This window comes from Ensifer sp. Root278 (genome assembly GCF_001429285.1).
GTDB lineage: Bacteria > Pseudomonadota > Alphaproteobacteria > Rhizobiales > Rhizobiaceae > Ensifer.
The window spans coordinates 1-20,983 of the sequence record NZ_LMJJ01000021.1; the positions used below are offsets into that span (position 1 = coordinate 1).

At 61.5% G+C, this 20,983-nt stretch carries 21 protein-coding genes and 1 pseudogene; 8 read left to right on the top strand and 14 right to left on the bottom strand.

The genetic code is table 11. From position 1 onward, the window contains the following. Positions 1 to 99 precede the first annotated feature (99 nt). From ASE60_RS35710 to ASE60_RS16210, 6 genes and pseudogenes are all read right to left on the bottom strand, one after another. Positions 100 to 288, bottom strand: a pseudogene (locus tag ASE60_RS35710) (GGDEF domain-containing protein); the annotation flags it as partial. Between the two features lie 102 nt (positions 289 to 390). Further along, a complete protein-coding gene (locus tag ASE60_RS16190) occupies positions 391 to 1,260 on the bottom strand; it encodes a glycerophosphodiester phosphodiesterase family protein (RefSeq protein ID WP_057251586.1) in 870 nt (289 codons plus the stop codon). A gap of 56 nt (positions 1,261 to 1,316) precedes the next feature. Further along, complete coding sequence (locus ASE60_RS16195) at positions 1,317 to 2,381, bottom strand: ABC transporter ATP-binding protein (RefSeq protein WP_057251587.1); 1,065 nt, start codon at positions 2,379 to 2,381, stop codon at positions 1,317 to 1,319. A gap of 4 nt (positions 2,382 to 2,385) precedes the next feature. Next, the gene (locus ASE60_RS16200) at positions 2,386 to 3,486 is read right to left on the bottom strand and encodes a carbohydrate ABC transporter permease (RefSeq protein ID WP_057251588.1); all 1,101 of its coding nucleotides are present in this window, start codon (positions 3,484 to 3,486) and stop codon (positions 2,386 to 2,388) included. 1 nt (position 3,487) lies between these two features. Then, on the bottom strand, positions 3,488 to 4,441 hold the full coding sequence (locus ASE60_RS16205) for a sugar ABC transporter permease (protein ID WP_057251589.1): 954 nt from the start codon (positions 4,439 to 4,441) through the stop codon (positions 3,488 to 3,490). Between the two features lie 74 nt (positions 4,442 to 4,515). After that, positions 4,516 to 5,787 carry an extracellular solute-binding protein gene (locus ASE60_RS16210; protein WP_244495643.1) on the bottom strand — a complete coding sequence of 424 codons (1,272 nt, stop codon included), beginning with the start codon at positions 5,785 to 5,787 and terminating at the stop codon, positions 4,516 to 4,518. 285 nt (positions 5,788 to 6,072) lie between these two features. On the opposite strand from ASE60_RS16210, the gene ASE60_RS16215 reads away from it, so the two are divergent. The 4 genes from ASE60_RS16215 (at position 6,073) to ASE60_RS36210 (ending at position 9,653) form a co-directional block, all read left to right on the top strand. Continuing rightward, positions 6,073 to 7,026, top strand: a complete 954-nt coding sequence (locus ASE60_RS16215; protein ID WP_244495645.1) for a LacI family DNA-binding transcriptional regulator — start codon at positions 6,073 to 6,075, stop codon at positions 7,024 to 7,026. Between the two features lie 35 nt (positions 7,027 to 7,061). Further along, on the top strand, positions 7,062 to 7,886 hold the full coding sequence (locus ASE60_RS16220; RefSeq protein ID WP_057251592.1) for a glycerophosphodiester phosphodiesterase family protein: 825 nt from the start codon (positions 7,062 to 7,064) through the stop codon (positions 7,884 to 7,886). A 253-nt stretch (positions 7,887 to 8,139) separates the two neighbouring features. Beyond that, the gene (locus ASE60_RS16225; protein WP_348272229.1) at positions 8,140 to 9,261 is read left to right on the top strand and encodes a sulfatase; all 1,122 of its coding nucleotides are present in this window, start codon (positions 8,140 to 8,142) and stop codon (positions 9,259 to 9,261) included. Further along, positions 9,168 to 9,653, top strand: coding sequence for a hypothetical protein (locus ASE60_RS36210; RefSeq protein ID WP_348272230.1), 486 nt, complete (start codon positions 9,168 to 9,170; stop codon positions 9,651 to 9,653). The genes ASE60_RS16225 and ASE60_RS36210 overlap by 94 nt, the downstream gene beginning before the upstream one ends. A 13-nt stretch (positions 9,654 to 9,666) precedes the next feature. Here ASE60_RS36210 and ASE60_RS16230 read toward each other — a convergent pair whose 3' ends face one another. Then, the gene (locus ASE60_RS16230) at positions 9,667 to 9,948 is read right to left on the bottom strand and encodes a hypothetical protein (RefSeq protein WP_156414660.1); all 282 of its coding nucleotides are present in this window, start codon (positions 9,946 to 9,948) and stop codon (positions 9,667 to 9,669) included. Between the two features lie 36 nt (positions 9,949 to 9,984). Between ASE60_RS16230 and ASE60_RS16235 the strand changes: the two genes are divergently transcribed. Then, complete coding sequence (locus tag ASE60_RS16235; RefSeq protein WP_057251594.1) at positions 9,985 to 10,782, top strand: inositol monophosphatase family protein; 798 nt, start codon at positions 9,985 to 9,987, stop codon at positions 10,780 to 10,782. A 325-nt stretch (positions 10,783 to 11,107) separates the two neighbouring features. Here the strand turns inward: ASE60_RS16235 and ASE60_RS16240 are convergent, their stop codons facing one another. Continuing rightward, positions 11,108 to 11,530, bottom strand: coding sequence for a TIM barrel protein (locus ASE60_RS16240; protein ID WP_244495644.1), 423 nt, complete (start codon positions 11,528 to 11,530; stop codon positions 11,108 to 11,110). Positions 11,531 to 12,157: 627 nt separating this feature from the next. Here ASE60_RS16240 and ASE60_RS16245 point away from each other — a divergent pair. The 3 genes from ASE60_RS16245 (at position 12,158) to ASE60_RS16255 (ending at position 15,639) form a co-directional block, all read left to right on the top strand. Then, positions 12,158 to 13,306, top strand: a complete 1,149-nt coding sequence (locus tag ASE60_RS16245; RefSeq protein WP_057251595.1) for a mandelate racemase family protein — start codon at positions 12,158 to 12,160, stop codon at positions 13,304 to 13,306. Between the two features lie 18 nt (positions 13,307 to 13,324). After that, positions 13,325 to 13,954, top strand: a complete 630-nt coding sequence (locus ASE60_RS16250) for an SGNH/GDSL hydrolase family protein (RefSeq protein ID WP_057251596.1) — start codon at positions 13,325 to 13,327, stop codon at positions 13,952 to 13,954. Between the two features lie 86 nt (positions 13,955 to 14,040). Continuing rightward, the gene (locus ASE60_RS16255) at positions 14,041 to 15,639 is read left to right on the top strand and encodes an ABC transporter substrate-binding protein (RefSeq protein ID WP_057251597.1); all 1,599 of its coding nucleotides are present in this window, start codon (positions 14,041 to 14,043) and stop codon (positions 15,637 to 15,639) included. Between the two features lie 541 nt (positions 15,640 to 16,180). On the opposite strand, the gene ASE60_RS16260 is transcribed toward ASE60_RS16255, so the two are convergent. From ASE60_RS16260 to ASE60_RS16285, 6 genes are all read right to left on the bottom strand, one after another. Continuing rightward, the gene (locus tag ASE60_RS16260; protein WP_057251598.1) at positions 16,181 to 16,942 is read right to left on the bottom strand and encodes an ABC transporter ATP-binding protein; all 762 of its coding nucleotides are present in this window, start codon (positions 16,940 to 16,942) and stop codon (positions 16,181 to 16,183) included. After that, on the bottom strand, positions 16,942 to 17,778 hold the full coding sequence (locus ASE60_RS16265) for an ABC transporter ATP-binding protein (RefSeq protein ID WP_057251599.1): 837 nt from the start codon (positions 17,776 to 17,778) through the stop codon (positions 16,942 to 16,944). The genes ASE60_RS16260 and ASE60_RS16265 overlap by 1 nt, the downstream gene beginning before the upstream one ends. 4 nt (positions 17,779 to 17,782) lie before the next feature. Then, on the bottom strand, positions 17,783 to 18,670 hold the full coding sequence (locus ASE60_RS16270) for an ABC transporter permease (RefSeq protein ID WP_057251600.1): 888 nt from the start codon (positions 18,668 to 18,670) through the stop codon (positions 17,783 to 17,785). Then, positions 18,670 to 19,692: an ABC transporter permease gene (locus tag ASE60_RS16275; protein ID WP_057251601.1), complete on the bottom strand. Its 1,023-nt coding sequence runs from the start codon at positions 19,690 to 19,692 to the stop codon at positions 18,670 to 18,672. The genes ASE60_RS16270 and ASE60_RS16275 overlap by 1 nt, the downstream gene beginning before the upstream one ends. A 109-nt stretch (positions 19,693 to 19,801) precedes the next feature. Continuing rightward, entirely contained in the window at positions 19,802 to 20,116 is a 315-nt protein-coding gene (locus ASE60_RS16280) for a cupin domain-containing protein (RefSeq protein WP_057251609.1), read from the bottom strand. An 81-nt stretch (positions 20,117 to 20,197) separates the two neighbouring features. Next, on the bottom strand, positions 20,198 to 20,938 hold the full coding sequence (locus tag ASE60_RS16285; RefSeq protein ID WP_057251602.1) for a FadR/GntR family transcriptional regulator: 741 nt from the start codon (positions 20,936 to 20,938) through the stop codon (positions 20,198 to 20,200). Positions 20,939 to 20,983: the final 45 nt, after the last annotated feature.

A 20,983-nucleotide genomic window follows, 5' to 3' on the forward strand; every position in this document is an offset into this window, starting at 1 on the left:
GGTTCTCTCAGTTGCTTTTCTGCCCGATGCTTTGGTCACGCTGCCGGGTGCAGCGAGACCTTTGTTCCAGAACGATACGGAGCGTTCGATTGACGGGGCGGCGTTGACTGCTAGCGTCAGGACGTCGAGGACCACCACCCACACCATCCAGGCACGGAGAATCTTCGACGCCTGTGGCCACGACCGCGCGTGGAAGAGCCGGGCAAGTTCCGCATTAAGGCGAATATCGCGTGTGCGTCCCGCAAGAAGACGATCGACTTCGCTGACGACCGTAAGACATCTGATCATTGGCACGCGGTGACTGAGCCGGCTCTTTTCAGGTTGCTAGAACCTATGGAGCACCCAACCCCGCTCCGGTGGTTCGCACGGAACGCCCGGGATGAGCCGTGCTCAAAGCGAACGGATCAGGCGGAAGATCTCACTCGGAACATCGGTCGTGATCTGGCGCACTTTCGCCCCCACGAGCGTACGCAGGATGGAGTCATTGATGTCCCGGCCGGGATTGACCGTCCAGGCGTCCGTTTCAATGCCGAGGTCGAGCAGGCGCGCAACGAGGGGAAAGCCCTGGTTTTCTGCGGCAACAATGGCGTCGAACCGGAGGTAGGCAAGACTCACGCCGGTGCTGCGCCGCTCGATGTGGCGCAGCAACCGCTCTGGATCGCGCAGGTCTCGCTGGCGGGAAACCGCCAGCATCGGATCGTAGCCGAGCCGGGCTCCGGGAATGGCCGCGGCGAGACGGCGTGCCTCATCCAGATGATGCGAACCGACGACGATGGCGTCCGCTAGCCCGGTGACGGCCGCTGCGGCATCGGCCACCGCCGAATCCGGAAGCGTGTGTCCTTCGAGCAGCTTGAGATCGAGCTGAAGGTTGGCCGATGGCGCTCTCGGTAGTCTTTGAAGCGGGGCCACGAGTTTGGCGAGCGACAGGACCGGCGCATCGGGATCGGGGGCGCCTGCTGCGTCCCGGTGAAAAAGCCCCGCCATCGATGCGATCGGCGTGCGCGGAACGCGGCCGCGGCCGGTCGTCGATGGACCGAGCGTCGCATCGTGGAGAACGGCGAAGCGGCCATCGGCAGTGCCGAGTATGTCTACCTCGAGGCTCGCGCCGAGCTGCCAGCCGAGGGCGAGGTTCGACCGCTTGAAGGGCGCCTCGGCGAGGCGCGTGCGCAGTTTGTGCCACTTGAGCCGGACAGGGCCATATGGGCCCTCGACGGCCACCGGCGCGTTCGACGTCTGGTTGCTCGTCTCAAACGCTGCCACTGGCGCGCCCTTCTCCTCTCCCCACCGAGAAATGGGGCGGCTGTCGCTCGATCGTGTCACGCCGGTGCACGAACATGCGCGCCCCCAATGAGCTTCTGTCGCGCCGTCTCGAACACAAGCGAGTTCTCGGGCAGGAAACCGATCTTTACCTGCTCGCCAGTCGAGTGCACGGCGGACGAGCCCTGTTCAAGCACGCGCACGGCGCCCATGCCGGTTTCGACGACATAGAGGATCTCCCGGCCCATCGGCTCGATCTGCACGATACGGCCGGCGAAGCCGGTATCGCCGATTCTGAGGTGCTCCGCCCTCAGCCCGACTGTCAGCGCCCCGGACGCGCCCTCGACCGGAAATCTGGCGCCATTCACGGTGATCGTTCCGGCCTCGGCTTCGCCGGCAATGAGGTTGATGGGCGGCGAGCCGATGAAGCCGGCAACGAACAGGCTCGATGGCTTGAGATAGAGGTCGTCCGGCGTCCCGACCTGCTCGATCCGGCCGGCGCGCATGCAGATGATACGGTCGGCCATTGTCGTCGCCTCGATCTGATCATGCGTGACGAGGACGGTCGTCACGCCGAGTTGCGCGTGCAGCGACTTGATCTCGGTGCGCATCGAAAGGCGAAGCGAAGCGTCTAGATTGGAGAGCGGCTCGTCGAGGAGCAGCAACTGCGGCTCCTTCACGAGGGCGCGTGCAAGGGCGACGCGCTGCTGCTGGCCACCGGAAAGCTCGCTGGGACGACGGTCCAGCAGTTCCGCAACACGAACAAGGTCCGCGGCGGTCTTCACCTTCGCGAGAGCTTCGTCGCGTGGCGTTTTCTTGAAGCGCAATGGAAACAGGATGTTGTCGCGCACGCTCATGTGCGGGTAGAGCGCGTAGGATTGAAAGACGATGCCGACATTCCGGTCGCGTGCCTCTACTTCGTTGACGATATGGCCGTCAAAGAGGAGCTCGCCGCCGCTCGGAAGATAGATACCGGCGAGCATGAACAGGCTCGTCGACTTGCCGCAGCCGGAGGGGCCGAGAAGTGCGACGAACTCGCCGTCCTCAATGACGAGGTTCATATCGGGGATCACCTCGACGGCGCCGAAGCGCTTCACCACGTTACGGAACTCGATCTTCGCCATCTTCTCAGCCTTTCACGCCGCCGATCGACATCTGCATGAGATACCGCTGCGCGGCCATGTAGAGGATGAGACTCGGGACAAGGTAGAAAACTCCGACCGCAGAGACGACGCCGTAGTCCACTCCCATGACATCATCGCGCACCCAGTACATGTAGAGGCTCATTGTCCAATTGCTGTTCCTGATCAGGAACGTGAACACGAAGATGTATTCTTCCCAGCCGCGGATGAAGGTGAACACTGCGATGGCGAGGATGCCGTTCCTGACCTGAGGCAGCACCACGCTCACGAATGCCTGCCGTCGCGACGCGCCGTCGGTCAGCGCGCTCATCTCGATGTCCCATGGGACTGCGTCGAAGAAGCCCTTCATGATGAAAATCGCAAACGGCAGTTCGAAGGCGACAAGCACAAGTATCACGCCGGAAAGCGTGTCGAGCAGCCCGATCCAGTAGAGCATCAGGAACATGGGCACGATTAGCGTCAGCACCGGGAAAGCATGGAGCACCAGAAGCGAGCGCAGCATCGAGGAGCGGCCGGGGAACTGGAAGCGCGACAGGTAATAGGCTGCCAATGAGGCGACGGTGACGACGATGGCAGTCTGTGTGCCGGCGATCAGGATCGAGTTGCCGAAGGCATGCCAGACGTTGGGAAACTGGACCGCGCCTTTGACTTCGCCGATCCGCGACCTCACCACCGAGGCGAAGTCCGGCTCCCACAGGAAGATGAAATTGCCGAGGTGCAGGTCGGGGCCGACCAGCACGGCAAAGGCGAAGATAGCGATCGCGGCGACTGCGGTGAGGCCGATCCATAACTGGCGCCGGCTTTGCGCGAGCGCGGCAGTGAGCCAGAAAGCGACGACGGCCGGAACGACCACGGCCATCGAGCGCCACAGAACCGCCGTCTCGGCAACGCCGGTCCTGGCCGAGAAGGCGATCGTGACGAGCCAGAAATAGGGGAGGATGATCGGCAGCGACACGGCGATCAGGAACGCGTAGAGGACGACCGCCTTGGCGCGCCGAACGCCACGCGCCCGCGCTGCCACTGCATCCCAATCGACTGGCGGTTCGGATGCCGCCGTGGACAGCTCGGGGATCGCTTGCGCGGCCATCTCAATGCACCTCGATGCGCGGGCGCTGCAGCAGGCGCTCCATATCAAAGAAGCGCCAGCCGATGAGCGCGACGACTACGCCGATGACGATGAGAAAAAGTGCCAGCGCGGCTCCGTAGCCATATTGGCCGCTTTCGAAGGCGCGGCGGTAGACGTAAAGTGCATAGACAGTCGTGTCGTAGAACGGACCGCCCTTGGTGAGGAGCAGGATGTATTCGAAGCTGACCAGCAGCGAAAGTGTCTGGTAGATCGTCACAAAGCTGATCGGCCAGCGCAGCGCCGGCAGGGTGATGAAGCGGATCTTTGCGAAGGTCCCGGCGCCGTCCACTGCCGCGGCGTGGAACAGGTGCTCCGGGATCCCGCGGATCGCGGCGGTGAAGATGATCATGCCCATCGAAGCGCCGATGAACCCGTTCGAGATGATGATGAGCGCGACCGGCGCCGAGGTCAAAAGGTCAAGCGGCCCGTCGAGCCCGAACGCCTGCATCAGGACCTGGTTTACGAGGCCAGCTTCGGTGGGGCTCACCGCCCAGAGCCAGAGCAGGATGTAGAGGACTGACGGGCTCATCCGCGGTAGCAGCCACACGCCCCGGAAGAAGCTGCCGGATACATTCCTAATCGCCGTGGTGGTGATGGCGAGGATCAGGCCAAAGGTCACGTTGAAGATCGCGAGCGTGCCGAAGACGTAGATGAAGGTCAGCCCAATGACCTGCGACAACCGGCGATCAGTTCGAAGGACCTTCTCGTACTGCTCGGTAGTGAACTCGCTGATGCGGAGCGAGCGGCTGAGGTCGGTAAACGACACAGCTATATCGATGATCACGGGGACGACGAAGAAGAGGATCGTCAGGACGATCGCCGGGCCGAGAAAGATCACGAAGTTCGTGCGCCTGCGCGCCGCCGACCCCGCATGGCCGCGCCGCTCGATCGTGAGTTCATCTGCTATCGTCGTCATCGATTAGCTCTTACGGCGGACCTCGCAGCCGCCGACCCGGGCGCGCCGGGTCGACGACTCGAGACCGATCGGACTTATTTGACGATCACGTCCTCGAGGGTGGACGAAGCCTCCTCGATGACGAAATCGGCTGCTTTCTCAGCTGACAACCGCCCCGATTCTATGCCCTGAATTCCGGCATAGATGATGCCGTTGAGTTCGCCGAACTGCGAGTTGTTCGGCAGGAACTTGGTGATCTTGAGCAGGTCGGTTGCCCTGGCGAGCGGCCAGGCCTTGGCATAACGCGGGTCTTCGAGTTGTTCGGGTTTGATGCCGAGATGCGTCGTTGTGACCGCGTGATCGGTGTTGAGGTCGGCCGCCGAAGCGTGGCCAAGCAGGCGGGCGGCGAGTTCAGGCTCCTTCGTGTCGGCAGCGATCGCATAGACGATCGGATGCGTCAGACTGACCGGTGAACCGCCCTTCTGCGGTGCAGGCCCAGCGATCCAGCCCCAATCCGCGAAGAAGGCTTTTTCGTCCTGAGGCAGCCCGTAGGTCGGGAACCCGACGCTGCCGAGATCCCAGATGCCGTACATCCAGAATGCGGCGTTGCCGGTGTAGAATTCCTTGCGCAGCGCATCGAATTCCATCGCCGTGTTATTGGCCGGGATGACCCCTTCCTTCACCCCGCGTTCGAACCAGCCGAAGGCGGCAGCGAGCTTGTCGCGCTCCAGGAGCAGTTTGCCGGTTTCGGGATCGACGAAGCCGCTGCCGTAGGCCTGGAAGACCATGATGTAGTCCGGACCCTTGTTCGGCCGGTGAAGCACACCGTATTGCGCTTTTGTCTTGTCGACGACCTGCTTGGCGATCTCCAGTACCTCGTCCATCGTCAGGTCGCCCGACAACGCACGCTCCGGCATGGCGTCGACAAAGGCAGAGTCGTAGCCGGCCTCGCGCAGGAGCTTCTTGTTGTAGAAGAACATTCTCGCCTCGGCGTCCTGCGGAATTGCGTAGGTGCCGTCGGGACACTTCGCTGATGACCAGAGCGACGGAAAGATCGTGCCGAAGTGTTGAGGGTATTTGGAGATATAGTCGTCGAGCTTGAGAACGAAGCCATCTTCCTGGAAAGCGCAGATCCATTCGTGTGCGGCGATGAATATATCGGGGCCTTCACCGATGCCGAATACCTTGAGAAGCTGCAGTGCGTCGTCGTCGAAGCCCTTGGCGGGGCTCTCGCGCACAGCAACCTCAACGCGCTTGGGGGAGCCTTCGGCCGCGAGTTCCTTGTTCAGCCGCTCGGCAGCCTTGACCACATTGCCAGGGCGCAGCGGCCCCGAAGGATCCTGACGCGACCAGAGCTCGAGCTTCACGGTTTCTTGCGCTAAGAGTGGCGTCGCTGAAAGGAACGCCGCACTGCCCCCCGCTAATGCCGCGCAGAGAAGCGCAGCCGTTCCGATTTTCCAGTGAATCATCCTGGTTTCCTCCCGTTCCGCGGCACGCTTTTCATCGTGTCGTCATTGTTGTTGCAATGCTGTGCAACACGATTATGAATGCGCTTCGGAGAATGTCCAGCGGGGTCAAAGCAAGTGTCGGATACCAGACACAGCAACCAGGGCCGCTTCGTGAGCGCCCAGGCAGTCGCCGAGCTTGCGGGTGTGTCCCGATCGGCGGTCTCGCGGGCATTCACCCCTGGCGCAAGCATCGCACCTGCAACGCGGGCGCGGGTGCGAGAGGCAGCTGCGGCGCTCGGATACCAGGTCAACGATCTCGCCCGCGGGCTTCTCGCCAATCGGAGCCGGCTGGTGGGACTCGTGACCTCCGACGCCGATACTCCGTTCCGGGCCCAGATGATTTCGGCCCTCTCGTACGCCTTGATCGAGCGCTCCAACGTGCCGGCGATCATCAACATCGGGCCAACAGCGGAGGATGTTGCGAATGCCAGCCGCCAGTTGCTGCGCTATCGGGCGGAGGCGACCATCTTCCTCTCTGGCTCGCCGCCGGCAAGCCTTGTCGAGCTCACGCGACGAAACGGACAGCCGCTGATATTGGTGAACAGGGCCGAGACTGGCCTCGACAGCGTCCATTGCGATGACAGGGAAGGCGCGCAGCAGGCCTTTGAGGCCCTGCGCATGGCTGGAGCCTCCCGTTTCGCCGTGATCAACAGGGCGAATCCGAGCCCGAGCCTCTCCGCCCGCGAGCACGCCTTTGTTGAATTTGCCGCCGCTTCCAGATTCGAGACGAAGATCGTTCGCGTCGGCCGCGCCGACTATGGTGGCGGAAAAGAGGCGGCGCGACAGCTGCTGGCGAGCGGACCGGCGCCCGACGCGATTTTCTGCGTTAATGATCTCATGGCGTTCGGAACACTCGATCACATTCGCGGCGCGGGCCTGCGTGTACCCGACGACGTTTCCGTTATCGGCTTCGACGATGTGCCGGTCGCCGCGTGGTCCTCCTACCGTCTGACCACCCTGCGGCAAGATCCCCGGCGGATTGCCCGGGAGGTCGTATCAATTCTCGACCGGCGCCGAGCCGATCCCGATTTGCCGCCGATTTCCGTCTACTTCCCGGTCGAACTCGTCGTTCGCGAAACAGTCAGAGCGCGCTTGTAGAGAAGTCGCGCTCTTACGATGGAGGAGCATATCGAATGGCCTTCAGCTTCCTTGCCCGCGACGCGGGACGTACTCATGTCTGCGGCCACCGCGGCTACAGCCTTCATTATCCGGAGAACACACTGCCAGCATTCGAAGCAGCAAAGGCTGCAGGGGCGACCACGGTCGAGATCGACGTCGTGCTGACCGCAGACGGTGAGCCGATCATTCTGCACGACCTGACCGTCGACAGGACGACAGATGGACACGGCTTTGCGGCAGACCTCCGCCTCGAGCAGATCCGCAAATTGGATGCGGGGGTTCGGTTTCATCCCGCTTTCGCCGGAACGAAGATACCGACCTTGGCGGAGGCGCTCGATTGGGCGAAGGCGGACGACATGGGGCTTGTGCTCGAGATCAAGGAGGCAGAGCGGCCGGACATCGCTGTTGATTGCGTGGCAGCCTTGCTGAGATCGACGGGAACTGTCGACCGGGTCATTGTCATCAGCTTCGACCATGTGGTGCTGAAGCGCGGGGTCGAGCGCCATCCGGGCCTGCGGACCGAAGCCATTACGCATGCTCGCCACGCCGACCTAGTCGGGGTGTTGAAGGCGTGCAGCGCGAGTTCGGTCTCGATCGAGCTCGACATGTTCCGCCCCGACGGTGCGAAGGCGCTGCATGCAGAAGGCTTCAGCAACCGCGTACACGTGCCTCGCCCAGATGTTCTCGCCGAGTATTGGCGCGGCGGACGCGATCGGTTGCCGGAGCTCGTGCAATGGATCGCCGACGGGCTCATAGACACGATCTCGGGTGATGACGTGCCCTTCATCGCCATGCTCGTCAGCCGCGCCGGTCGCGCCGGCTCAGCCTCCCCGAGGTGAGACGACACAGCAGCTCTCGGCGATGGTCGAAGGCGTGCATGGGATATAGTGAGCGAGGCAGACCACAGATTAGAAGTCTCGTGGGGGCGGGCAGGCTGGTGTTCGGAACTGGGTACAATCCAGTTGCGGCCGCGCTCTTTTCGGCGAAAATAGGCGCCGGTGCCCTTCTGAACGGCCAGCCGATGAATGCGGGGACCATTCGAAACGCACACAAGAAGCTGCGTGGGTAGCTCTGAATGAGGGCCGAGAGTCGATGAAGGCCGTCTTCGTTCTGTTTGACTCGCTCAACCGACACGTGCTCGCCCCGTACGGCGGAAAGCGGGTCCCGACGCCCAATTTCACCCGCTTGGCCGAGCGCACCGCGATGTTCGACCGCCATTATGTCGGCAGCCTGCCCTGCATGCCGGCGCGCCGCGACCTGCAGACCGGACGGCTCGGCTTTCTCCACAGGAGTTGGGGGCCGCTCGAGCCGTTCGACAATTCCTTTCCCGAACTGCTGCACCGGGCCGGCTCCTACAGCCACCTCGTCACCGACCACTTCCATTATTTCGAGGACGGCGGTGCCACCTATCACACCCGATATGACAGCTACGACTTCATCCGCGGTCAGGAGGGCGACCCGTGGAAGGCAATGGTGCAGCCACCATGGGAGCGCTTGCGCCAGATGTATCATGAGCGCCAATTCAGCCCGTCGGCCCGCGACAAGTTTCGGCACAACATCGTGAACCGCGAGTTCATCAAGGACGAGAACGAGTTCCCATCGGTGCGCTGCTTCGCCGCCGGGTTGGAGTTCCTCGAGCAGAACCGAACCGCCGACCACTGGCTCCTGCAGATCGAGACGTTCGACCCGCATGAACCCTTTACCGCGCCCGAGCGGTTTCGCGAGGCATTCAGGACGGGCTGGAACGGTCCGGTTCGCGACTGGCCGCGCTACGGCCGGGTCGACGAGCTGCCGGAGGAATGCGAAGAACTCCGCGCCAACTACTACGCTGTCATCGCGCTTTGCGATTTCCTCATCGGACAGCTTCTCGACTATTTCGATGCGCACGATCTTTGGCGCGAAACCGCGCTCGTTGTCACCACCGATCACGGCTTTCTTCTAGGCGAGCACGATTTCTGGGCGAAGAACCGGATGAATATGTATGAGGAGATCGTGCACATCCCGCTCTTCCTGCACGATCCGCGCCGGCCGGGAAGAGCCGGCACCCGCCGGTCCGCTCTGACTCAGACCATCGATCTCGCTCCGACATTCCTCGATCTGTTCGGGAGACCGTTGCCGAGATGCAGGGGCACTCCCTCCTGCCGCTGCTCGGCGCCGATCGTTCGCTGCGGCGCGGCGCACTGTTCGGCTATTTCGGCGGTGCGATCAACGTGACGGATGGACGCTATACCTATCATCGCTTCCCGCCCGATCCTCGCTCTCAGGAGCTTTATCAATACACGCTGATGCCGACTCACATCTGGGAGCCGTTCACGCCGGAGGAACTCGCGGGAGCCTCGCTGGCACGGCCGATGTCCTTCACGAAGGGAGCGCCGGTCCTCAAGATCCCGGTGATCGAGAGATCGCCCATGTTCGACAACTACGGTCCCGGCGCGCTCCTTGAGAATGAAACCCGACTCTACGACCTCGCTGATGATCCAGGGCAGAATACGCCTCTTTGTTCCCCGGAGATCGAAGAAGCAATGACGCGTCTCATGCGGGATCTCATGCGCACCAGTGATGCTCCGCGCGAAGCTTTCGCACGTATTGGGATCGAAGCTCAGTAACGTAAGACGCTTGTCAGAGCTGCCGTTCGCCCACCGACTTGGTCATCCGATTCAACTTGGAACGCGTTTTGCTACTCATGGTCACGGTCTGTTTCGGCCAACTGCCCGGATCAGGGCCAGCACCCCGCGCATAAAGCAGGTCGAGCGCGCGCCTCGTCGGAAGGGCCGATCTCGGCGACCATGTCGAATATGGGGTGGAGACCGAAGTCGGTACGCTTTCATTATCGACCGACGTTTTTTGGCCAACGATGATGTCATACCGGGCTTGAAGAATCGTGGGCAGTGCATTGATCACGAAGTACACTTCTCTCATTACGAAAAGGAAAGAACTATGAGCATGCATGAAGCAGGTCTCGACCGGCGATTTGCACTAGCGAAATCAATTGCCGAGGAGGCGGGGGCGCTCGCGCTCGACTACTTTAACAAGCGCGATACCCTGGTGATCGAGACCAAGCGCGACCCGCAGGATGTCGTCTCGATTGCCGACCGAAACGTCGAGATGCTGATCCGAGCGCGCGTCGCCGCGGAGCTTCCGGAGGATGGGTTCCTCGGCGAGGAATTCGGCCACATGGAGGGTGCTTCAGGCTATATCTGGGTCGTGGACCCGATTGACGGTACCGCGCCATTCGTCAACGGTATGTCGACGTGGTGTGTCTCGATCGCGGTTCTGCATGGCGGCGTGCCGGTGATCGGCATGATCCATGCGCCGTGCGACGGCGAACTCTATGCTTCGGCCGCTGGCAAAGGCGCGAGTCTCAACGGAAAGAAATTGAACCTCGATCCGTCTCGTACCATCCAGAACGCCATCACCGGCATTGGCTGCAATACCTATGTAGAACCGGAGCGGGTTGGCCAGATCATCGCCGCGCTGCTCCGCATGGGCGGCAACTTCATCCGCAACGGCTCCGGCGCACTGATGCTCGCCTATGTCGCGGCGGGTCGTCTGGTCGGTTATTACGAGCCACATATGCACGCCTGGGACTGCATGGCAGGTTACTGCCTGGTGAAGGAAGCCGGCGGCGACTACCTGTCCTTCCCGGGCGAGGGCGAAGCCTTGTTGAAGGGCCACCCAGTACTGGCCAGCAATCCGACGGCCTATGCCGATCTGTTGGCAATCCATGGCCGTTGAGCCTGTCGCAATTATTTGCCTGACACTCAAGTTGTTGGTGAAGAGGGGCTTCGGTCAGTTTGAGGAGCATTAGCCCGTAAAGTCTTTTCAGTTCGCTTTGCGCTCAAAAGGAGCGTGCCGCGAAGGGGGCAAGCGCTCGCCATTACACGACCGCGTCGTCTAAATTTAGGCTATTCGCAGCAGCCGCAATAAACGAAATAAACGAAAGAGACCGAAGTTCCCTGGGGCTCAACACTGGCCCTATTGATATTCCTGGTCTGCGGTTCGAACCCCTTCAAGGCGACAGAATTTATGGCGCTGTCTTGGCTGAAATCAGCCTCATGGGTTAGTCGGCAAATACTTTGCCGATGTGATCGAACGCGCGGGCGACGGTTGCACGTGGTGGTGCGTGTGCAGGATCCTGTTCGGCTTCGACGACCAGCCATCCTCGATAGACACTGTTCCGAACGAAGCGAGCGATCGGAGTGAAGTCGACGATACCGTCGCCTGGCACCGTGAACATTCCGCTGCGCACGCCGGCATTCAAGCTCAGGTCGCCGGTCCGAACCTCCCGCATCACCGATTTGCGGACGTCCTTTAGGTGGACGTGCACGATGCGATCGGAGAAACGCTCGATGAGCTCGAAACCAGCTGCGACCGCGTGGCCCGTGTCGAGCAGCAAGCCAACTTCCGTGCCGGTCTTGTCGAAGATGTTGGAAATTTCATCGAAAGTCTCTGCGACCATCATCAGGGTGGTGGTGATAGGCAAGCGCAAGCCCGTACTCGCCCGCAAGACGGCTGGAGAACTCCGTCAATCGCGCTGCATAAGCTGCCACGTCCGCCGTAGGCATGATCAACCTCTGCGACATCGGTGCGTCCAGTGGGGATCCTGGCGTCATCATTGCAACCTCGCCATAGACCATGACTTTGCAGCCCACCGCCCGCAGGAGTTCAGCATGATCGGCATATTATGAGTGACATCTAAAAGCAAGATAGATGACAATCAAAATCTATCAAAATTATGCTGCCGCCGCGTCAGCCTGCCTGCCACCGCCTGTCGGGCCGCTGAAAGGTGCTCTGGCTGCGATCCCGACGGCCACCCAACCTCCGTCTTTCCAATTATTCAGCGGGCGGCTCCGCGCCGAATACTGTGGGCGGGATATCCGTGGCCGGCATTCCACCATGCCGTAGGTGCTGGCAATCGTGGCGCTTCGATCGAGCGACGAACGGGACATGCCGACATCAAACTGCCTCGGGCAATCCCGGCAATGCGAGTGTTTGTCAGTCATATAAACAAACCTGTAATACAAGTTTGACATATGTTCGATAATCTGTCTAAGTATGTGTTATACAGGATGGCTCAGTAAGCCGGCCCAATTCGCATACCGGAGGAACAATGATCATCACCGACGTCGAGGTGCGGGTTTTCCGCACGACCACACGCCGCCACTCGGACAGTGCTGGTCACGCGCATCCCGGCCCGCCGCATCAGGTCGAGCAGGCAATGCTGACAATTCGCACGGAAGACGGTCACGAGGGGCATTCCTTTACGGCGCCGGAGATCGTCCGGCCGCATGTCATCGACAAGTTCGTCAAGAAGGTGTTGATCGGGGAAGATCATCGCGACCGCGAACGGCTGTGGCAGGATCTCGCCCATTGGCAACGCGGTTCTGCAGCACAGCTCACGGACCGCACCCTGGCGGTAGTGGATTGCGCGCTGTGGGATCTGGCAGGGCGTACCTTGAAGCAACCTGTATACAAGTTGATCGGGGGTTATCGCGACAAGGTGCTCGCCTATGGTTCGATCATGTGTGGTGATGAGCTTGAGGGCGGCCTTTCAACCCCCGAGGACTATGGGCGCTTCGCCGAGACCCTCGTCAAGCGCGGCTACAAAGGCATCAAGCTGCACACCTGGATGCCGCCGGTCAGCTGGGCTCCGGACGTGAAGATGGACATCAAGGCCTGCGCCGCTGTGCGCGAAGCCGTGGGGCCGGATATTCGCCTGATGATCGATGCCTTCCACTGGTATTCCCGCACCGATGCGCTTGAACTCGGGCGGGGGCTCGAAAAGCTGGACTTCGACTGGATCGAGGAGCCAATGGATGAGCAGTCGCTTTCTTCCTACAAGTGGCTCGCCGACAATCTCGACATTCCCGTCGTTGGCCCGGAAAGTGCTGCCGGCAAGCATTGGCACCGTGCGGAGTGGATCAAGGCGGGTGCGTGCGACATCCTTCGCACAGGCGTCAACGACGTCGGCGGCATTACGCCGGCGCTGAAGACGATGCACCTTGCCGAAGCATTCGGCATGGAGTGCGAGGTGCACGGCAACACCGCGATGAACCTGCATGTCGTGGCCGCCACCAAGAACTGCCGCTGGTACGAGCGCGGCCTGCTGCATCCGTTCCTCGAATATGACGACGGGCATGACTACCTGAAGTCGCTGTCCGATCCAATGGATCGCGATGGCTATGTGCACGTGCCGGATCGTCCGGGGCTCGGCGAGGAAATCGACTTCAGCTTCATTGAAAACAACCGCGTGCGGTGACGAGCGGGGGACCTTGCGATGAAAACCGTTCTCGCTTTCGGAGACAGCCTGACCTGGGGCGCCGACCCGGCAACGGGCCTGCGACATCCGCCGGAAGGGCGATGGCCTGAGGTTCTGGGCGAAACACTCGGTGGCCTGGCAAGGATCATCCCTGAAGGCCTCGGCGGCCGCACCACCTGCTACGACGACCATGCGGGCCCCGCATGCCGCAACGGCGCCAAGGCGCTGGAAGTGACGCTCGCCAGCCACATGCCGCTCGACCTCGTCATTGTCATGCTCGGGACCAATGACATCAAGCCTGTCCATGGGGGGCGGGCAGAGGGGGCCGTTTCCGGCATGCGCCGGCTCGCGCAGATCGTCGAAACCTTTCCCTACAAACCGAAGGGGGCGAAACCGAAGCTTTTGATCGTTGCGCCGCCTCCCTGCTCACCCGGGCCTGGCGGACATCCGGCGGCGGGCCGCAGCGTGGCCGAATCCGAGCGGCTGTCTCCGCTCTACCGCAAGCTCGCAGAAGAGCTCGGCCACCCGTTCTTTGATGCTGGCTCGGTCACGCGGGCGTCGGAGATCGATGGGGTGCATCTCGAGGCCGCGAACACGGCAGCAATCGGACGGGCGCTCGCCGTGCCTGTCGGCGAAATTCTTGGCTGATCCGGTCTTTGCCTGTGGAGGAACAGGCCGGCGGATCTTGTAATCGGAAGGCCGCTTCCCGAGTGGACGGCCGCAAAGGAGGAAGCATGAAACACTTTCTAGCAACGGTCGCATTCAGTGCGCTTCTCGCCACGACGATGCCCCATGTCGTCCTGGCCGAAACACCGGAAGATCAACTCGTCGTCGCCACGACCATGAGCAATATTTTGACCCTCGACCCGGCCGCCATCACCGGTCGCGAGACGGTCCAGGTGCTGAACAACATCTATGACACGCTGGTCGTGCTCTCGCCGCAGGACCGCAGCGTTCAGCCGCGGCTGGCAGAACGCTGGGAAGTGGCCGACGACCGCATGTCGATCCGGTTCCACCTGCGCAGCGACGCCAAGTTTGCTTCCGGCAATCCCGTCACCGCCGAGGACGTCGCCTGGAGCCTGAAGCGTCTGCTTGCGCGCAATCTGGCGCAATCGTCCTTCCTCAAGACCCGCGGCTTTACGCTGGAAGCGGCCGACAAGCTGTTCGTCGTCGAAGACGATCGCACCTTCGTCTTGCATCTGGCGAAGGCTGACGACCCGAACCTGATCCTGATGATCCTCGCGCAAAACGGACCCGGCTCGATCATCGACAGCAAGGCGGCGCTCGAAAACGAGAAGGACGGCGATCTTGGGGCCGCATGGCTGACCTTGAATTCGGCCGGCTCCGGTCCGTTCACGCTGACGCAGTGGAAGTCGAACGAATTCATCATTCTCACCCGCAATGGCGAGTACTGGGGCGAGGCGCCGGGAATGAAGCGTGTATTGCTGCGCCACCTGCCGGAATCGCAGTCGCAACGCCTGCTACTGGAAAAGGGTGATATTGACGTTGCCTATTCGCTTCAGGCGCCGGATCTGAAGTCGCTGGAAGCGGACGAGGCGATCACGATCGAATCGACCCCGGGCTCGGGCTTTTACTACCTCAGCGTTTCGATGAAGGACGAACGGTTCGCCAACAGGAAGGTCCGTGAGGCGCTTCGTTATCTCATCGACTACGAAGGTCTCGACAAAGCGGTGATGCCCTACTACGGCAAGCTGCACCAGCGGCCGCTGTCGACGGGGGTCCTCGGCGCTTTGCCGGATGAAGGCTACAAGCTGGATGTCGCGAAGGCCAAGGCCCTGCTTGCCGAGGCGGGCTATCCGGACGGCTTCAAGACCACCTTGCGCGTCCTTTCCGAAGACCCCTTCATGAAGGCGGCGACCGCCATCCAGAACACCCTTGGCCAGGCGGGTATTCAGGCCGAACTCATTAGCGGCTCGGGAGACCAGATCTACGGCGCGATGCGTGAGCGCAATTTCGAACTGCTGCTTGGCCGTGGTGGCGGCGGCCAGCAGCCGCACCCGGACAACAACCTCAGGTCCGTTGCCTATAACCCGAACAATTCTGATGACGCGAAGCTCACCAACTACCAGAGCTGGCGTACCAGCTTCTTTGACGAAAAGCTGAACAAGATGATCGAGGAGGCGCTGGTCGAGCGCGACACCGCCAAGCAGATCAAACTTTATGAAGGCGTACAGACCTACATGGACGAGATCGTCATGTCGATCCAGCCGTTCTCGGAAGTCGTCGACACAGCAGCCTTCCGAAGCGACGTGAAGGGCATGATCGTCAGCCCCTGGCTTTCGCGTTTCGAAGGGGTGAAGAAGGAACGGTAATCCCGGCCCTTGGCCTGTATCGAATCTAAAAAGGCGCGTCGCGAGACGCGCCTTTTTCCGTTTTTTGCGAGCGCAAATGAAACCGCCTGTCGCTTTAAGGAACGCCGCCCCTTACTCTCTTGAAATGATCGGGAACGGCGCCGGATCGACCGCCGTAAGTCCGGCCACGGCTTGACGCGGCGACCGGCGCGAGGTCGGACATGTGCTTCACCTGACCCCCATCTCGATCGATGCGGTGTTGTCCGCAGTGAATCCCGCTGCGCCTCATGTCGGTGAACGAGCGCCGTGCGCGGGAGCACGAAAATGCTCGAGGGCGCGCGGCGGTTCTTGGGGCAGCTGCAGGCCGCAACCGCGTTTGGGCCGACATTGCCGACGTCGGGCATGGTGAATTGCCGATAAACTCCAGTGCTCGTCCCCCGCAGCAAGAAAGGCCCGGCAAAGAAAAAGCCCGGCACTGGGCCGGGCAAGTCGGGGGAGAATTTTGTTCACGCATCGCAGGCCGAGGAGGGTAGCCTTGCAATGGAGTTGGCTTGCGGGAGCTTCAGTGCGCGCCCTCATATTCCAGCGAGGCGCCGATCAGTTCGCGGGCATAGGGATGGGTCGCGCGATTTCCGGGGATCGCCTCGCGCGGCAGAACTTCGGTGATTTCGCCATGGAGCATGACGGCAAAGCGGTCGCACATATGGTCGACCACGGCGAGATCGTGCGTCACCATGATGTAGGTGAAGCCACGTTCTTCGCGCAGGCGCTGAAGCAGGTTGAGGATCTCCGCCTGCACCGAAACATCGAGCGCCGACGTCGGCTCGTCGAGCAGCAACAGCGATGGCTCGAGGATCAACGCGCGAGCGATCGCCACCCGCTGCCTTTGGCCGCCGGAGAGTTGGTGAGGGAACCGGTCGAGGAACGAGATCGGGAGGCCGACATCGGTGATGGCCTTGCGCATGCGCTCTTCGCGGTCACCAAGTTTGTGGATGACGAGCGGCTCGTTGAGGACGGTGCGCACCGACTGGCGCGGATGCAGCGAGCCGTAAGGGTCCTGGAACACCATCTGCAGCATGCGGCAACGCTTGATGAGCGGCATGTCGCGCACCGGCTTTCCGCCGATGAGAATGTCACCGGTCCAAATGTCTGTCAGCATCGAAACGCAGCGCAGGACTGTGGATTTGCCCGAGCCGCTTTCGCCAACGAGCCCGAAGCACTCGCCGGGTTGCACCGAGAAGGTGACGCCTGGAAGAACCTTGGCGGCCGTTGGACCCGTGCCGAAGGTGATAGCGAGATCGCGGCATTCGACTGAAACGGACATCAGGCAATTTCCTCCAGCCATTCAGGACGGCGATCAAGCACGGCAAGCGGTGCGCGCCCGCCGCCGATCCGCGGCTGCGCCGCGAGCAAGCCGCGCGTATAGGGATGCTTGGCCTTGTCGAGGTCCGCAGCCGCCAAGGTTTCAACGATTCGACCGGCATACATGATCAGGACGCGGTCGCAGAAGTTACGCACCAGGTTCAAGTCATGGCTGATCATGATGAGGCCGATGCCGCGATCCCGGACAAGACCATCAAGGATGTTCAGCACCTGCAGCCGCACCGTCACATCGAGCGCCGAAGTCGGCTCGTCAGCGATGACGAGGTCCGGGTCGGCAAGCAGCATCATGGCGATCATGACACGCTGGCCCATGCCACCGGATATCTCGTGCGGATATTGGTCGTAGACGCGCTTCGAGTCGCGGATCTTCACCGCTTCAAGCATGGCAAGGGCCTTGTCGCGCGCTTCGGCCTTCGAGCACCTGAAGTGCCGCAGATAGGTTTCCGCCACCTGGTCGCCGACGCGGCGAATGGGGTTCAGCGAAAACTTCGGATCCTGCAGGATCATCGACATGCGCCGGCCGCGGACCTTGAGCATTTCCTTTTCGGAGAGCGACGGCAGATCGAGCTCGGCAAAGCGAAGCCGGTCGGCGGTGATGGTTGCGCCGGGCAGAAGGCGCAAAAGCGCGCGTCCGACCGTCGATTTGCCGGAGCCGCTTTCACCGACGATACCGAGACGCTCGCGTCCCAGAGTGAAGGAGACGCCGCGCACTGCGTCCGTCGGAGCGCCGCCATAGCGGATGCGCAGGTTCTCGACTTCGAGAATGGTCTTTTCCATGGGGCTATCTCCGGTTCATCTGCTTCGGATCGAGCGCGTCACGCAAACCGTCGCCAAGCAGGTTGAATGCGAGACTGACGGAAAGGATGGAGATGCCCGGGAAGGTGACGAGCCACCAGCTGTCCAGCATGTACTTGCGGCCGGTCGCAATCATCGCGCCCCATTCCGGAAGCGGAGGTTGCGCACCGAGCCCGAGGAAGCCGAGGCCGGCGGCGGTCAGGATGACTGTCGCCATGTTCAACGTCAGTCGGATGAGGACCGAAGGCAGGCACATCGGCATGATCGACTTGAAGATGATGCGCGTCGAGGAGGCCCCTTGCAGTCGCGCAGCCGAAATGTAATCCGCCTTGCGGAAGGTCATCGCCTCGGCGCGCGCCAGCCGTGCGATGGGCGGCCAGGAGGTGAGCGCGATCGCGATGATGGCGTTGTTCAGGCTTGGACCGAGCGCTGCGACGAAGGCGAGCGAGAGAATGAGGCTCGGGAAGGACAGGAAAATGTCGGTGATCCGCATCATCACCGTATCGACCTTGCCACCGAGGTAACCGGCCGTCGTGCCGATGATGAGACCGATCGGACCGACGACGATCGAGACGAGGAAGATGATCGTGAGCGTGATGCGCGCGCCAAAGACCAGCCGGCTGAAGATGTCTCGGCCAAGCTCGTCGGTGCCGAACAGGTGACCGTTGCCGGGCGCCTGCAAGGTGTTGGCGAGATCCTGCGCATAGGGGTCATGGGTGGCGATCAGCGGCGCGAAGGCGGCGACAAGGACAAGCAACGCCAGCACGAAAAGACCGAAGGTCGAAGTCGGGCTCTTCAGCAGGAAAAGAACGATGTTCTTCAGCGCTTGAACGGGTGCCGGCAGACGGAAGGTGGGTTGAACGCGTGCGTCCATCAGCGTGTCCTCGGGTCGAAGATGCGGTAGAGAACATCGGACAGGAGGTTGAGCCCGATGAAGATGATGCCGACGATCAGCACGCAGGTCATGACAGCATTCATGTCGCCGGTAATGAGATTGCTGGTGAGATATTGGCCAAAGCCCGGCCAGGCAAAAACCGTCTCGATCAGCACGGCCCCTTCGAGCAGCGAGCCGTAGGCAAGCGCAATGATGGTGACCAGCTGGACGCGGATGTTGATAAAGGCGTGTTGCCAGATCGTCTGGCTGCGCGAAAGACCCTTCACCCGCGCTGTCGTCACATATTCCTGGCCGAGCTGGTCGAGCATGAAGCTGCGCGTCATGCGCGTGATATAGGCGGATGAGGAATAGCCAAGGAGAGCAGCCGGCAGGATGATGTGGTTGACGGCGGACCAGAAGACATCCATCTCGCCAGCCACCAGGCTGTCGATCAAGAGGAAGCCGGTTCGTTCCTCGACAAGGCCGATATAGAACTGGTCCATCCGCCCGCTGCCACCAACGAGGCCGAGATGGGCGTAGAAAACGATCAGCGCGATCATGCCAGTCCAGAAGATCGGCATAGAATGACCGAAGAGGCTGAAGACGCGCACGACATGATCCGGCCAGCGATCCTTGTTGACGGCGGCTAGGACGCCGAGCGGAACGCCAAGCCCCGCGCCGATGAGGATCGCGAAGGTGGCAAGCTCGATCGTCGCCGGCATCACATGCAGGATATCCTGGATGACAGGCTGGCCGGTGCGAATGGAGGTACCGAAATTGCCGGTGAAGACGTCTCCCAGGTAATAGAAGAACTGTTCCCAGAGCGGTCGGTCGAGACCCAGCGAGCGGTAGACCTGCTCGTACGTCTCCCGGGTCGCATCTTCTCCGACGATGGCGCGAACGGGGTCGGCGGGCATCAGCCGGCCGATGAAAAAGGTCAGGAGAAGCAGGCCGAGCAGCGTGACCGCGATGGTCCCGATCTGTCCGGCCGCGCCATAGAAGCGGATGCGGCGTAGTGACATAGTTCCTCCGTGTGTCAGTCGCCTGAAGGTAAGGCGGTACAGGCTCCTATCCTGTATGACAACTTTGGCAAACCTGTCACAGGTTTGTCATGCTGTCAAGCCAAACCGGTCACAGGAAATCGTCGCGCCGGGGCGTGAAGCAGTCGATAAGCTCGCCCGCCTCAAGGCATTGGCACCCGTGCTCGGTGTCTCCGGGGATAACGAGACTATCGCCTGCCTGCAATTCATAGGCCTCGCCGTTGCGGAAGAACCGGAAACGGCCGCGCGCCACATAGGTGGATTGCACGTGCGAATGTCTGTGCAACTTGCCTTTGGCGCCGGATTCGAAGCGAAACGACACGACCATGAGTTCGGGGGAATCGGAAAGAACCTGACGGGTGACGCCAGCGTCCGGCGACACTGCGGGGAAAGTGGGAAGAGTCATGTGAACCTCGGTGATGTTGTATAACATCATCACCGTACATGTTCTCATACTTGTATGACAACTATGTTGTCGGCTTCCCGATCAATTTTCTTCGATTGCCATGGTGCGCGAACGCAGAAGCACCTTGTAGCGCTCCAGGCTTCCACGAAGGTGGGCGCGCATCCGTTCACGCGCGGCTTCCGCATTTCCCTCGATGATGGCATCGACGATCTGGCCGTGCTCCTCCTGCAGGTGGAGGTTATAGTCCTTCGGGCGCGATCCGGGCGCCGACCCCTGCAATTCGCCGCGCGGGATGATGCCGGAGCGGATCAACTGAAGAAACTCCGGGAAGCGTCGGTTCTGAGTGGCCTCCGCAATCGCCAGGTGAAGCTCGAAATCAGCGTCACGCGTGGGCGCGCCCGATTGCAGGCATTCGCCGACACGGTGATGGGCCTCGAGGATTGCCTCTATCTGTGCCGCCGAGCGACGAGATGCAGCAAGCCCTGCTGATTCCACCTCGAAAACCGTCCTCAATTCAAGGAGTTCGATCACCGAGGAAATCCGTTGCGTTGCAAGGTCCTTGAAGGGCTGGTTCTTGTCCTGCTGGGTTTCAAGGGCAAAGATGCCGGCGCCCTTGCGTGCCTCGACAAGACCGTCTGCGCGCAGGATCGCGATCGCCTCCCGAACGACAGTCCGGCTGACGGAATATTCCTTTGTGAGGGCGCTTTCGCTCGGAAGCCTGTCGCCGGGGCGAAATACACCCTCCGTCAGTTCGCGGCGCAGTGCAGCGCTGATCTTCGCCGCCAGCGAGGTGCCGCGAACGTGATTGTTTTCGGCTTCCATTTTCACTCCGCCTGTGTCGAACCTGTCTGGCATGTTAGCCGTTAT

Bases quoted from the DNA above. Each gene is read 5' to 3' on its own strand.
- ASE60_RS16255 (WP_057251597.1), top strand. From the start codon at position 14,041: ATGAAACACTTTCTAGCAACGGTCGCATTCAGTGCGCTTCTCGCCACG.
- ASE60_RS16265 (WP_057251599.1), bottom strand. From the start codon at position 17,778: ATGGAAAAGACCATTCTCGAAGTCGAGAACCTGCGCATCCGCTATGGC.
- ASE60_RS16225 (WP_348272229.1), top strand. From the start codon at position 8,140: ATGAAGGCCGTCTTCGTTCTGTTTGACTCGCTCAACCGACACGTGCTC.
- ASE60_RS16270 (WP_057251600.1), bottom strand. From the start codon at position 18,670: ATGGACGCACGCGTTCAACCCACCTTCCGTCTGCCGGCACCCGTTCAA.
- ASE60_RS16285 (WP_057251602.1), bottom strand. From the start codon at position 20,938: ATGGAAGCCGAAAACAATCACGTTCGCGGCACCTCGCTGGCGGCGAAG.
- ASE60_RS16245 (WP_057251595.1), top strand. From the start codon at position 12,158: ATGATCATCACCGACGTCGAGGTGCGGGTTTTCCGCACGACCACACGC.
- ASE60_RS16195 (WP_057251587.1), bottom strand. From the start codon at position 2,381: ATGGCGAAGATCGAGTTCCGTAACGTGGTGAAGCGCTTCGGCGCCGTC.
- ASE60_RS16250 (WP_057251596.1), top strand. From the start codon at position 13,325: ATGAAAACCGTTCTCGCTTTCGGAGACAGCCTGACCTGGGGCGCCGAC.
- ASE60_RS16220 (WP_057251592.1), top strand. From the start codon at position 7,062: ATGGCCTTCAGCTTCCTTGCCCGCGACGCGGGACGTACTCATGTCTGC.
- ASE60_RS16205 (WP_057251589.1), bottom strand. From the start codon at position 4,441: ATGACGACGATAGCAGATGAACTCACGATCGAGCGGCGCGGCCATGCG.
- ASE60_RS16275 (WP_057251601.1), bottom strand. From the start codon at position 19,692: ATGTCACTACGCCGCATCCGCTTCTATGGCGCGGCCGGACAGATCGGG.
- ASE60_RS16235 (WP_057251594.1), top strand. From the start codon at position 9,985: ATGAGCATGCATGAAGCAGGTCTCGACCGGCGATTTGCACTAGCGAAA.
- ASE60_RS16260 (WP_057251598.1), bottom strand. From the start codon at position 16,942: ATGTCCGTTTCAGTCGAATGCCGCGATCTCGCTATCACCTTCGGCACG.
- ASE60_RS16280 (WP_057251609.1), bottom strand. From the start codon at position 20,116: ATGACTCTTCCCACTTTCCCCGCAGTGTCGCCGGACGCTGGCGTCACC.
- ASE60_RS36210 (WP_348272230.1), top strand. From the start codon at position 9,168: ATGCAGGGGCACTCCCTCCTGCCGCTGCTCGGCGCCGATCGTTCGCTG.
- ASE60_RS16200 (WP_057251588.1), bottom strand. From the start codon at position 3,486: ATGGCCGCGCAAGCGATCCCCGAGCTGTCCACGGCGGCATCCGAACCG.